The 11,996-nt window shown below is 60.3% G+C and carries 9 protein-coding genes; all 9 read left to right on the top strand.

The annotated features are described in order from the left end of the window. Positions 1-127 precede the first annotated feature (127 nt). The 9 genes from M0746_RS07870 (at position 128) to nuoH (ending at position 11,995) form a co-directional block, all read left to right on the top strand. On the top strand, positions 128-889 hold the full coding sequence (locus M0746_RS07870; RefSeq protein ID WP_258448712.1) for a secretin N-terminal domain-containing protein: 762 nt from the start codon (positions 128-130) through the stop codon (positions 887-889). A 473-nt stretch (positions 890-1,362) separates the two neighbouring features. Beyond that, positions 1,363-2,688, top strand: coding sequence for an isocitrate lyase (gene aceA, locus M0746_RS07865; RefSeq protein WP_016775277.1), 1,326 nt, complete (start codon positions 1,363-1,365; stop codon positions 2,686-2,688). Between the two features lie 647 nt (positions 2,689-3,335). Next, entirely contained in the window at positions 3,336-3,749 is a 414-nt protein-coding gene (locus tag M0746_RS07860; protein ID WP_003223812.1) for an NADH-quinone oxidoreductase subunit A, read from the top strand. 10 nt (positions 3,750-3,759) lie between these two features. Next, a complete protein-coding gene (locus tag M0746_RS07855) occupies positions 3,760-4,434 on the top strand; it encodes a NuoB/complex I 20 kDa subunit family protein (RefSeq protein WP_016775278.1) in 675 nt (224 codons plus the stop codon). 69 nt (positions 4,435-4,503) lie between these two features. Next, a complete protein-coding gene (nuoC, locus tag M0746_RS07850; protein WP_258448711.1) occupies positions 4,504-6,288 on the top strand; it encodes an NADH-quinone oxidoreductase subunit C/D in 1,785 nt (594 codons plus the stop codon). 2 nt (positions 6,289-6,290) lie between these two features. Further along, a complete protein-coding gene (gene nuoE / locus M0746_RS07845; protein ID WP_003223804.1) occupies positions 6,291-6,788 on the top strand; it encodes an NADH-quinone oxidoreductase subunit NuoE in 498 nt (165 codons plus the stop codon). Beyond that, the gene (nuoF, locus tag M0746_RS07840; RefSeq protein ID WP_258448710.1) at positions 6,785-8,140 is read left to right on the top strand and encodes an NADH-quinone oxidoreductase subunit NuoF; all 1,356 of its coding nucleotides are present in this window, start codon (positions 6,785-6,787) and stop codon (positions 8,138-8,140) included. The genes nuoE and nuoF overlap by 4 nt, the downstream gene beginning before the upstream one ends. 136 nt (positions 8,141-8,276) lie before the next feature. Further along, positions 8,277-10,991, top strand: coding sequence for an NADH-quinone oxidoreductase subunit NuoG (gene nuoG, locus M0746_RS07835; protein WP_258448709.1), 2,715 nt, complete (start codon positions 8,277-8,279; stop codon positions 10,989-10,991). Next, positions 10,988-11,995, top strand: a complete 1,008-nt coding sequence (gene nuoH / locus M0746_RS07830; RefSeq protein ID WP_039763316.1) for an NADH-quinone oxidoreductase subunit NuoH — start codon at positions 10,988-10,990, stop codon at positions 11,993-11,995. The genes nuoG and nuoH overlap by 4 nt, the downstream gene beginning before the upstream one ends. Position 11,996 lies beyond the last annotated feature (1 nt).

The raw sequence follows: 11,996 nt of genomic DNA, 5'->3' as shown, positions 1-11,996 counted from the left end.
TGAGAACACCACTAAACGCCCCGCCATCCAACGATGCCGGGGCGTTTTGCTGTCTACGATTCAACTTGCCCCACCCCGGGCCGACAAACTGGCAATATCAAGCCTTTCGAACGCGGAGATAACGGACATGTCCCTACGCACCCTGCTCACCACCCTGCTGCTCGGCTGCAGCTTTTCGGTGCTGGCAGCCACAGAAATCGTGCCGCTCAATTACCGCACCAGCGCCGACATGCTGCCGATGGCACAGGACTTTCTCGGCAAGGACGGGCAAGTCAGCGCCTATGGCAATCAACTGATCATCAAGGCTGAACCGGACAAGATTCAGGAGCTCAAGGCACTGATCGGCCAGCTCGACACTGCGCCCAAGCGCTTGCTGATCACCGTCGACACCAATGAAAACAATGGGCGTGGCGACGAAGGTTATTCAGTCAACGGCGCCCAGCCGAACCAGACTCGCATCATCAGCCGCAGCACGACCAGCCGCGAAGGCGGCGTGCAGCAAGTGCAAGCCACCGACGGCATGCCGGCGTTGATCCAGGTCGGGCAAAGCGTGCCGATCACCAACGTTCAGAGCGATTCCTACGGCGGTTACAACAGCCAGACGCAGTACCGCAACGTCACCCAGGGTTTCTACGTAACCGCCAGCGTCACCGGTGACATTGTCCATCTGGCGATCAGTACCAATCGTGACCGCATGAGCCAGGAACGTCCCGATGTAGTGAACGTGCAAAGCACCGACACAACCGTCAGCGGACGCCTCGGTGAGTGGATCACCCTGGCCGGCGTCAATCGCCAGACTCAGGCCGATAAACAGGGCCTGACCCGCAGCTACTCGACTCAAGGCCGGGATGACATGACCCTGCGGGTGAAAGTCGACGCACTGGACTAAAGCACCGAAAACTGACTGATTAGTCGTATTAGACGAAAGATGTAGTGCTTGAAAAAAGCACTACAAAACGTTTGACGCGAAAAAAAAGCGCGGGCATGATGGCCTCGCTCCCGCTAATCAGAGGCCCTGGCAAGGGCCTTCGAAGCGCTGCCCGCACCTACCCAGCGAGCCGTTTCGTGTCTGTACCGCCCACAAGGTGTGTTTGACGAGGTTGCCGACTGGAACGAAGTTGTCCCGAGGGACGGAAGCGTATTTAGGTAACCCGGCTTCACGCTGCAGACCGCATAAAGGCCCACGACGCCGGAATGCGCCCGCACCGCGCCACTACCTGCTCACTTCCCCTCGAGCCCATCGTTCATCCCGTCGCCTACCCCGCCGAATCCGACTTGACCACCTAAGCTTCTGGTCAGCGAGCGCAGGAATTTTCCACCGCAGAACAACTTTTCAATAAAGACGCGACGAGGTTTATCTCCATGGCACTGACACGCGAACAGCAAATTGCAGCCCTCGAAAAAGACTGGGCTGAGAACCCGCGCTGGAAAGGCGTGACACGCACTTACTCCGCTGCTGACGTGGTCCGTCTGCGTGGCTCGGTCCAGCCTGAGCACACCTTTGCAAAGATGGGCGCCGAGAAGCTGTGGAACCTGGTGACCCAGGGTGCCAAGCCGTCCTTCCGTCCTGAGAAAGATTTCGTCAACTGCATGGGCGCCCTGACCGGTGGCCAGGCTGTTCAGCAGGTCAAAGCCGGTATCCAGGCGATCTACCTGTCGGGCTGGCAAGTGGCCGCGGACAACAACTCCGCCGAATCGATGTACCCGGACCAGTCGCTGTACCCGGTGGACTCGGTGCCGACCGTGGTCAAGCGCATCAACAACTCGTTCCGTCGTGCTGACCAGATCCAGTGGAAAGCCGGCAAGAACCCGGGCGACGACGGCTACATCGACTACTTCGCGCCGATCGTGGCGGATGCTGAAGCCGGTTTCGGCGGCGTTCTGAACGCTTACGAGCTGATGAAGAGCATGATCGAAGCAGGCGCCGCCGGCGTTCACTTCGAAGACCAGCTGGCTTCGGTTAAAAAATGCGGCCACATGGGCGGCAAGGTACTGGTACCGACTCAGGAAGCCGTACAGAAACTGACCGCTGCGCGTCTGGCGGCTGACGTTGCCGGCACGCCGACCATCATTCTGGCGCGTACCGATGCCAACGCCGCGGACCTGCTGACGTCCGACTGCGACCCGTACGACCAGCCGTTCGTGACTGGCGAGCGCACCCAGGAAGGTTTCTACAAGGTTCGCGCCGGTCTGGACCAGGCAATCGCCCGTGGCCTGGCTTATGCGCCGTACGCCGACCTGATCTGGTGCGAAACCGCCAAGCCGGATCTGGAAGAAGCCCGTCGCTTCGCTGAAGCGATCAAAAAGGAATACCCGGACCAGCTGCTGTCGTACAACTGCTCGCCTTCCTTCAACTGGAAGAAAAACCTCGACGACGCGACCATCGCCAAGTTTCAGCGCGAACTGTCCGCCATGGGCTACAAGCACCAGTTCATCACCCTGGCCGGCATTCACAACATGTGGCACAGCATGTTCAACCTGGCGCACGACTACGCCCGCAACGACATGACTGCCTACGTGAAACTGCAAGAGCAGGAATTCGCTGACGCCGCCAAGGGTTACACCTTCGTGGCTCACCAGCAGGAAGTGGGCACCGGCTACTTCGACGACATGACCACCGTGATCCAGGGTGGCTCGTCGTCGGTCACCGCGCTGACCGGTTCGACTGAAGAAGAACAGTTCCACTGATAGCGCTTCGCTGAGCAAACGGCCTTTGCGGATCGAATAAAAAGCTAACCGCAGAGCCGCATGACTGACGCCCCGACTGGTTCGGGGCGTTTTTTTGCCTGCAGCTATCGCCAAATCACCTCAACCCTCCTGTAGGAGCGAGCCTGCTCGCGAAGGCTTAATGCCAGCTTGCATATAAGGTGACTGACCCGACGCCTTCGCGAGCAGGCTCGCTCCCACAGGGTTCGTCTTCGAGCCGCGAGTCAAAACATTGATCTGACGCGCCACAAGCGTCAGAAATTTCCGCTACAACGGTAGGCTTTGCTACTTGCAGTAACGCGCAAGTAAGACAACTTCCCAGCCCCTCACCCGATAAACAGTTCCAAATTCCGCTCAAACGATATCAATTATCATTTAGCCGCAACTATGATCATTACCGCTCAAACAAAACATTATTCGTGGAAAACCGCCTGATGCCCGGAAAGCCTGGGCCGAAAGGGTTTCGAGGGCCGCTATGTCCTTATTCCAATAAATAATTTCGCTACGGGAATTTTACTTGCCGGGTGTTTAGCCATAAAATCAGCCCGATTGATTGCTGCGACATATCGTCACTGCCTTATTTCTTTATCAAGCTCAGAGACCTTTGCTCTCTGTTAAGGATTACCAGCATGCCCGAAGCGACAGGACTCATGGCCCACAACTGGGGCTTTGCCATTTTCCTTCTGGGTGTCGTCGGCCTCTGCGCCTTCATGCTTGGCGTCTCCAGCCTCCTCGGGTCAAAAGCCTGGGGTCGCAGCAAAAACGAACCGTTCGAGTCGGGCATGCTACCTACCGGTGGCGCCCGCTTGCGGCTCTCAGCCAAATTCTATCTGGTCGCGATGCTCTTCGTGATCTTCGATATCGAAGCCCTCTTTCTCTTTGCATGGTCTGTGTCCGTCCGCGAAAGCGGCTGGACCGGATTCGTCGAAGCTCTCGTTTTCATAGCAATTCTGTTGGCAGGTCTTGTCTACCTGTTCCGAGTGGGCGCCCTTGACTGGGCTCCGGAAGCTCGTCGCAAGCGGCAGGCGAAGCTGAAACAATGAGGCTTTGGCAATGCAATACAATCTCACCAGGATCGACCCCGATGCTCCTAACGAGCAGTATCCGATTGGCCAGCGGGAAACCGTTGCCGATCCGTTAGAAGATCAAGTCCACAAAAACATTTTCATGGGCAAGCTGGAAGACGTGCTGAGTGGCGCGGTCAACTGGGGGCGTAAAAACTCCCTGTGGCCGTACAACTTCGGCCTGTCGTGCTGCTACGTGGAAATGACCACCGCCTTCACGGCGCCCCACGACATCGCGCGCTTTGGCGCCGAAGTGATCCGGGCCTCGCCGCGCCAGGCCGACTTCATGGTTATCGCCGGTACCTGCTTCATCAAGATGGCGCCGATCATTCAGCGTCTCTACGAGCAAATGCTCGAACCGAAATGGGTGATTTCCATGGGTTCGTGCGCCAACTCCGGTGGCATGTACGACATCTACTCCGTGGTTCAAGGCGTGGACAAGTTCCTGCCCGTGGACGTCTACGTACCTGGCTGCCCGCCCCGTCCGGAAGCATTTCTGCAAGGCTTGATGCTGTTGCAGGAATCGATTGGACAGGAGCGTCGTCCGCTTTCCTGGGTCGTTGGTGATCAAGGCGTCTATCGCGCCGACATGCCTTCGCAAAAGGAACAGCGCCGCGAACAGCGAATCGCAGTCACCAACCTGCGCAGCCCTGACGAAGTCTGATCCAGATCTGTTCTTAGTAACGAGAAGCTGGCTTCATTCTTTACGTTGACCGAAAGCGAAAAAATAACCATGACTACAGGCAGTGCTCTGTACATCCCGCCTTACAAGGCAGACGACCAGGATGTGGTCGTCGAATTGAACAACCGCTTTGGCGCCGAGGCGTTCACCGCTCAGGCAACCCGCACCGGCATGCCGGTGCTGTGGGTGGCCCGCGCCAAACTGGTTGAAGTCCTGACTTTCCTGCGCAACCTGCCCAAGCCGTACGTCATGCTCTATGACCTGCACGGCGTGGACGAGCGTCTGCGCACCAAGCGTCAAGGGCTGCCGACCGGCGCCGATTTCACCGTGTTCTATCACCTCATGTCGCTGGAGCGTAACAGTGACGTGATGATCAAGGTGGCCTTGTCCGAAGGCGACCTCAACATGCCTTCCGTCACCAGCATCTGGCCGAACGCCAACTGGTACGAGCGTGAAGTCTGGGACATGTTCGGCATCGACTTCAAAGGCCACCCGCACCTGTCGCGCATCATGATGCCGCCGACCTGGGAAGGTCACCCGCTGCGCAAGGACTTCCCGGCGCGCGCCACCGAATTCGATCCGTTCAGCCTCAACCTCGCCAAGCAGCAGCTTGAGGAAGAAGCCGCGCGTTTCCGCCCTGAAGACTGGGGCATGAAGCGTTCCGGTGCCAACGAGGACTACATGTTCCTCAACCTCGGCCCGAACCACCCTTCGGCGCACGGTGCGTTCCGCATCATCCTGCAGCTGGACGGTGAAGAGATCGTCGATTGCGTCCCGGACATCGGTTACCACCACCGTGGTGCCGAGAAAATGGGCGAGCGTCAGTCCTGGCACAGCTACATTCCGTACACCGACCGCATCGATTACCTCGGCGGCGTGATGAACAACCTGCCGTACGTGCTCTCGGTCGAGAAGCTGGCCGGCATCAAGGTGCCGCAGAAGGTCGACGTCATCCGCATCATGATGGCCGAGTTCTTCCGGATCACCAGCCACCTGCTGTTCCTGGGTACTTATATTCAGGACGTGGGCGCGATGACCCCGGTGTTCTTCACCTTCACCGACCGCCAGAAGGCGTACACGGTGATCGAGGCGATCACCGGTTTCCGTCTGCACCCGGCCTGGTACCGCATCGGTGGCGTTGCCCACGATCTGCCGCGCGGCTGGGAAAAACTGGTCAAGGATTTCGTCGAGTGGATGCCCAAGCGTCTGGACGAATACACCAAGGCCGCCCTGCAGAACAGCATTCTCAAGGGTCGTACCGTCGGCGTCGCTGCCTACAACACCAAAGAGGCCCTGGAATGGGGCGTCACCGGTGCCGGCCTGCGTTCGACCGGTTGCGATTTCGACCTGCGTAAAGCGCGTCCGTACTCGGGCTACGAAAACTTCGAATTCGAAGTGCCGCTGGCCGTCAACGGCGATGCCTACGACCGCTGCATGGTCCGCGTCGAAGAGATGCGCCAGAGCATCAAGATCATCGATCAGTGCATGCGCAATATGCCGGAAGGCCCGTACAAGGCGGATCACCCGCTGACCACGCCGCCGCCCAAAGAGCGCACGCTGCAGCACATCGAAACCCTGATCACGCACTTCCTGCAGGTTTCGTGGGGCCCGGTCATGCCGGCCAACGAATCCTTCCAGATGATCGAAGCGACCAAGGGTATCAACAGTTATTACCTGACGAGCGACGGCGGCACCATGAGCTACCGTACCCGGATCCGCACTCCGAGCTTCCCGCACCTGCAGCAGATCCCTTCGGTGATCAAAGGCAGCATGGTCGCGGACTTGATTGCGTACCTGGGTAGTATCGACTTCGTTATGGCCGACGTGGACCGCTAAGCATGAACAGCACGCTTATCCAGACAGACCGTTTCACCTTGAGTGAAACCGAGCGCTCGGCCATCGAGCACGAGTTGCATCACTACGAAGACCCGCGCGCGGCGTCGATCGAAGCCCTGAAGATCGTTCAGAAGGAACGCGGCTGGGTGCCGGACGGTGCCTTGTACGCAATCGGCGAGATCCTCGGCATCCCGGCCAGCGACGTTGAAGGCGTGGCGACGTTCTACAGCCAGATCTTCCGTCAACCGGTCGGCCGCCACATCATTCGCGTCTGCGACAGCATGGTCTGCTACATCGGCGGCCACGAATCGGTGGTCAGCGAAATCCAGAACAATCTGGGCATCGGCCTGGGTCAGACCACCGCCGACGGTCGTTTCACCCTGCTGCCTGTCTGCTGCCTCGGCAACTGCGACAAGGCACCGGCGCTGATGATCGACGACGACACCTTTGGCGACGTCCAGCCTGCTGGCGTGGCCAAACTGCTCGAGGGCTACGTATGACCCTGACATCTTTCGGTCCTGCCAACCGCATTCAGCGTTCGGCCGAGACTCACCCGCTGACCTGGCGTCTGCGCGATGACGGCGAAGCCGTATGGCTCGACGAGTACCAGGCCAAGAACGGTTACGCCGCGGCGCGCAAAGCCTTCGCCGACATGGATCAGGACGCCATCGTCCAGACCGTGAAAGACGCCGGCCTCAAAGGTCGCGGCGGTGCAGGCTTCCCCACTGGCGTGAAGTGGGGCCTGATGCCCAAGGACGAATCCATCAACATCCGCTACCTGCTGTGCAACGCGGATGAAATGGAACCGAACACCTGGAAAGACCGCATGCTGATGGAGCAACTGCCCCATCTGCTGATCGAAGGCATGCTGATCAGTGCTCGCGCACTGAAAACCTACCGTGGCTATATCTTCCTGCGCGGCGAATACACCACCGCCGCCAAGCACCTCAACCGTGCTGTGGAAGAAGCCAAGGCTGCGGGCCTGCTGGGCAAGAATATTCTGGGCAGCGGTTTCGATTTCGAGCTGTTCGTCCACACCGGCGCCGGGCGTTACATCTGCGGTGAAGAAACCGCACTGATCAACTCTCTCGAAGGTCGCCGCGCCAACCCGCGCTCCAAGCCGCCCTTCCCTGCCGCCGTTGGCGTGTGGGGCAAGCCGACCTGCGTGAACAACGTCGAAACCCTGTGCAACGTGCCGGCGATCATTGCCGACGGCGTTGACTGGTACAAGTCGTTGGCCCGCGAAGGTTCCGAAGACATGGGCACCAAGCTCATGGGCTTCTCCGGCAAGGTCAAGACCCCTGGCCTGTGGGAGCTGCCGTTCGGCGTCACCGGCCGCGAGTTGTTCGAAGACTACGCCGGCGGCATGCGCGACGGCTTCAAGCTCAAGGCCTGGCAGCCAGGGGGCGCCGGTACCGGTTTCCTCTTGCCGGAACACCTCGACGCACAAATGTATGCCGGCGGCATCGCCAAGGTCGGCACCCGTATGGGTACCGGTCTGGCCATGGCCGTGGACGACAGCGTCAACATGGTCTCGCTGCTGCGCAACATGGAGCAGTTCTTCGCGCGCGAATCCTGCGGTTTCTGCACCCCGTGCCGCGATGGCCTGCCATGGAGCGTCAAGCTGCTGATGGCCATCGAAGAAGGCCGCGGTCAGCCCGGCGACATCGAGACCCTGCTGGGTCTGGTCGGTTTCCTCGGCCCAGGCAAGACCTTCTGTGCTCACGCACCGGGTGCCGTGGAGCCGTTGGGCAGTGCCATCAAATACTTCCGTCCAGAGTTCGAAGCCGGTATCGCGCCTGTCAGCGCCGCCGTCCCGCCTCTGGCAAGGCCGATCGTAGTCGGCGCGTAAACGCTTAAAAAGGCGAAGGGTCCGTGCCCTTCGCCTTTCGTCCGATGACGCCTTTCGGGGCTGACTGGATTCGGACGCATAACAAGATTCCATTAGCCACGCCCGCTGACACCGGGCCAACGAAGACCTTTGAACCATGGCCACTATCCACGTAGACGGCAAAGCGCTCGAAGTCGACGGGGCAGACAACCTGTTACAGGCATGTCTGTCGCTGGGCCTCGACATTCCCTATTTCTGCTGGCACCCCGCGCTTGGTAGCGTCGGGGCCTGCCGCCAATGCGCGGTCAAGCAGTACACCGACGAGAACGACACCCGTGGTCGCATCGTCATGTCCTGCATGACGCCTGCCACCGACAACACCTGGATCTCCATCGACGATGAAGAATCCAAGGCGTTCCGCGCCAGTGTTGTCGAATGGCTGATGACCAACCACCCGCACGACTGCCCGGTGTGCGAGGAAGGTGGTCACTGCCACCTGCAAGACATGACCGTGATGACCGGCCACAACGAGCGCCGTTATCGCTTCAGCAAACGCACCCACCAGAACCAGCAACTGGGCCCGTTCATTTCCCACGAAATGAACCGCTGCATCGCTTGCTACCGCTGCGTGCGTTTCTACAAGGACTACGCAGGCGGCACCGACCTCGGTGTATTCGGCGCCCACGACAACGTGTACTTCGGTCGCGTTGAAGACGGCACCCTCGAAAGCGAGTTCTCCGGCAACCTCACCGAGGTCTGCCCGACCGGTGTGTTCACCGACAAGACCCACTCCGAGCGCTACAACCGTAAATGGGACATGCAGTTTGCCCCAAGCATCTGCCATGGCTGCTCGAGCGGTTGCAACATCTCCCCGGGCGAGCGTTACGGTGAACTGCGTCGCATCGAAAACCGTTTCAACGGTTCGGTGAATCAGTACTTCCTCTGCGACCGTGGCCGTTTCGGCTACGGCTATGTAAACCGCACCGATCGCCCGCGTCAGCCGCTGCTGGCCGACGGCACCAAGCTGAGCCTCGACGACGCGCTGGATAAAGCGGCCGACCTGCTGCGCGGCCGCAACATCGTCGGTATCGGTTCGCCGCGTGCCAGCCTCGAAAGCAACTACGCGTTGCGCGAACTGGTCGGCGCCGAGCACTTCTATTCGGGTATCGAAGCTTCCGAACTGGAGCGCATCCGTCTGGTTCTGCAGGTGCTCAAAGACAGCCCGCTGCCTGTGCCGAACATGCGCGACATCGAAGACCACGATGCGATCTTCGTCCTCGGCGAAGACCTGACCCAGACCGCCGCCCGTATGGCGCTGGCCCTGCGTCAGTCGGTCAAGGGCAAGGCTGAAGACATGGCTGAAGCCATGCGCGTCCAGCCTTGGCTCGACGCGGCAGTGAAGAACATCGGTCAGCACGCGCTGAACCCGCTGTTCATCGCCAGCCTCGCCGAAACCAAGCTCGACGACGTCGCTGAAGAATGTGTACACGCTGCTCCAGACGATCTGGCACGCATCGGTTTCGCCGTTGCTCACGCTTTGGATGCCAGCGCTCCGGCCGTTGAAGGTCTGGACGCTGGAGCGCTGGAACTGGCGCAGCGCATCGCCGACGCCCTGCTCGCGGCCAAGCGCCCACTGATCATCGCTGGCACTTCGCTCGGTTCGAAAGCCCTGATCGAAGCCGCGGCGAACATCGCCAAAGCCTTGAAGCTGCGTGAGAAGAACGGTTCGATCAGCCTGATCGTGCCGGAAGCCAACAGCCTCGGCCTGGCCATGCTCGGTGGCGAATCGGTCGATGCCGCGCTGCAAGCGGTCATCGAAGGCAAGGCCGATGCGATCGTCGTGCTGGAAAACGATCTGTACACCCGCACCGCCAAAGCCAAGGTCGACGCTGCACTGAACGCGGCGAAAGTGGTGATCGTTGCCGACCACCAGAAAACCGCCACGACCGACCGCGCACAACTGGTTCTGCCAGCGGCAAGCTTCGCCGAAGGCGACGGTACGCTGGTCAGCCAGGAAGGCCGCGCCCAGCGCTTCTTCCAGGTTTTCGATCCGCAATACCTGGACGCGAGCATCCTCGTTCACGAAGGCTGGCGCTGGCTGCACGCCCTGCGCGCGACCCTGCTGAACCAGCCGATCGACTGGACGCAACTCGACCACGTCACCGCTGCCGTGGCTTCGAGCACCGAACAGTTGGCGCGTATTGTCGATGCCGCGCCGTCGGCGGCATTCCGCATCAAGGGTCTGAAACTGGCGCGTGAGCCGCTGCGTTATTCCGGTCGCACCGCGATGCGCGCCGACATCAGCGTTCACGAACCGCGTATGCCGCAAGACCACGACACCGCGTTCGCCTTCTCCATGGAAGGTTACTCGGGCTCTGCCGAACCGCGTCAGCAGGTGCCGTTTGCCTGGTCGCCGGGCTGGAACTCGCCACAAGCGTGGAACAAGTTCCAGGACGAAGTCGGTGGTCACCTGCGTGCTGGCGATCCGGGCACCCGCCTGATCGAAAGCACTGGCGACTCGCTGAACTGGTTCGCCGCTGCGCCGCGTGCATTCAACCCGGCGCCAGGTACCTGGCAAGCCGTGCCGTTCTTCCACCTGTTCGGCAGCGAAGAAAACTCTTCGAAAGCCGCCCCGGTGCAAGAGCGCATTCCGGCCCCTTACGTGGCACTGGCGAAATCCGAAGCGGATCGTCTGGGCGTCAACGACGGTGCCCTGCTGAGCCTGAACGTGGCCGGCCAGACCCTGCGTCTGCCGCTGCGCATCAATGAAGAACTGGGCGCCGGTCTGGTGGCACTGCCTGCGGGCATCGCCGGCATTCCACCGGCATTCGCCGGTGTGTCCGTCGACGGTCTGCAGGAGGCAGCGCAATGACCTGGTTCACCCCTGAAGTGATCGATGTGATCCTGACGGTCATCAAAGCCATCGTGATTCTGCTGGCCGTGGTGGTCGCAGGCGCCTTGCTGAGCTTTGTCGAACGTCGCCTGCTGGGCTGGTGGCAAGACCGTTATGGTCCGAACCGCGTAGGCCCGTTCGGCATGTTCCAGATCGCCGCCGACATGCTGAAAATGTTCTTCAAGGAAGACTGGACCCCGCCGTTTGCCGACAAGGTGATCTTCACCCTGGCACCGGTGGTCGCCATGTCGGCCCTGCTGATCGCCTTCGCGATCATCCCGATCACCCCGACCTGGGGCGTGGCGGATCTGAACATCGGCTTGCTGTTCTTCTTCGCCATGGCCGGTCTGTCGGTCTACGCGGTACTGTTCGCCGGCTGGTCGAGCAACAACAAGTTCGCCCTGCTCGGCAGCTTGCGTGCATCGGCGCAGACCGTGTCCTACGAAGTGTTCATGGGCCTTGCGCTGATGGGCATCGTGGTCCAGGTCGGCTCGTTCAACATGCGCGACATCGTCGAGTACCAGGCGCAGAACCTGTGGTTCATCATTCCGCAGTTCTTCGGCTTCTGTACCTTCTTCATCGCTGGCGTCGCCGTGACTCACCGTCACCCGTTCGACCAGCCGGAAGCGGAACAGGAACTGGCCGACGGCTACCACATTGAATACGCCGGTATGAAATGGGGCATGTTCTTCGTCGGTGAATACATTGGCATCATCCTGATCTCGGCGCTGCTGGTCACCCTGTTCTTCGGTGGCTGGCACGGTCCGTTCGGCATCCTGCCGCAACTGTCCTTCGTCTGGTTCGCACTGAAGACCGCGTTCTTCATCATGCTGTTCATCCTGCTGCGCGCGTCCATCCCGCGTCCGCGTTATGACCAGGTGATGGATTTCAGCTGGAAATTCTGCCTGCCACTGACCCTGATCAATTTGCTGGTGACCGCTGCGGTTGTGTTGTTGAACACGCCTGCGGTTGCGGTTCAGTGAG

This window comes from Pseudomonas sp. S11P7, from assembly GCF_023195435.1.
Classification (GTDB): domain Bacteria; phylum Pseudomonadota; class Gammaproteobacteria; order Pseudomonadales; family Pseudomonadaceae; genus Aquipseudomonas; species Aquipseudomonas fluorescens_G.
This window is presented reverse-complemented; position numbering and strand designations above follow the sequence as displayed.

Coding starts and splice junctions, on each gene's coding strand:
- M0746_RS07870 (WP_258448712.1), top strand. CDS start 128: ATGTCCCTACGCACCCTGCTCACCACCCTGCTGCTCGGCTGCAGCTTT.
- aceA (WP_016775277.1), top strand. CDS start 1,363: ATGGCACTGACACGCGAACAGCAAATTGCAGCCCTCGAAAAAGACTGG.
- M0746_RS07860 (WP_003223812.1), top strand. CDS start 3,336: ATGCCCGAAGCGACAGGACTCATGGCCCACAACTGGGGCTTTGCCATT.
- M0746_RS07855 (WP_016775278.1), top strand. CDS start 3,760: ATGCAATACAATCTCACCAGGATCGACCCCGATGCTCCTAACGAGCAG.
- nuoC (WP_258448711.1), top strand. CDS start 4,504: ATGACTACAGGCAGTGCTCTGTACATCCCGCCTTACAAGGCAGACGAC.
- nuoE (WP_003223804.1), top strand. CDS start 6,291: ATGAACAGCACGCTTATCCAGACAGACCGTTTCACCTTGAGTGAAACC.
- nuoF (WP_258448710.1), top strand. CDS start 6,785: ATGACCCTGACATCTTTCGGTCCTGCCAACCGCATTCAGCGTTCGGCC.
- nuoG (WP_258448709.1), top strand. CDS start 8,277: ATGGCCACTATCCACGTAGACGGCAAAGCGCTCGAAGTCGACGGGGCA.
- nuoH (WP_039763316.1), top strand. CDS start 10,988: ATGACCTGGTTCACCCCTGAAGTGATCGATGTGATCCTGACGGTCATC.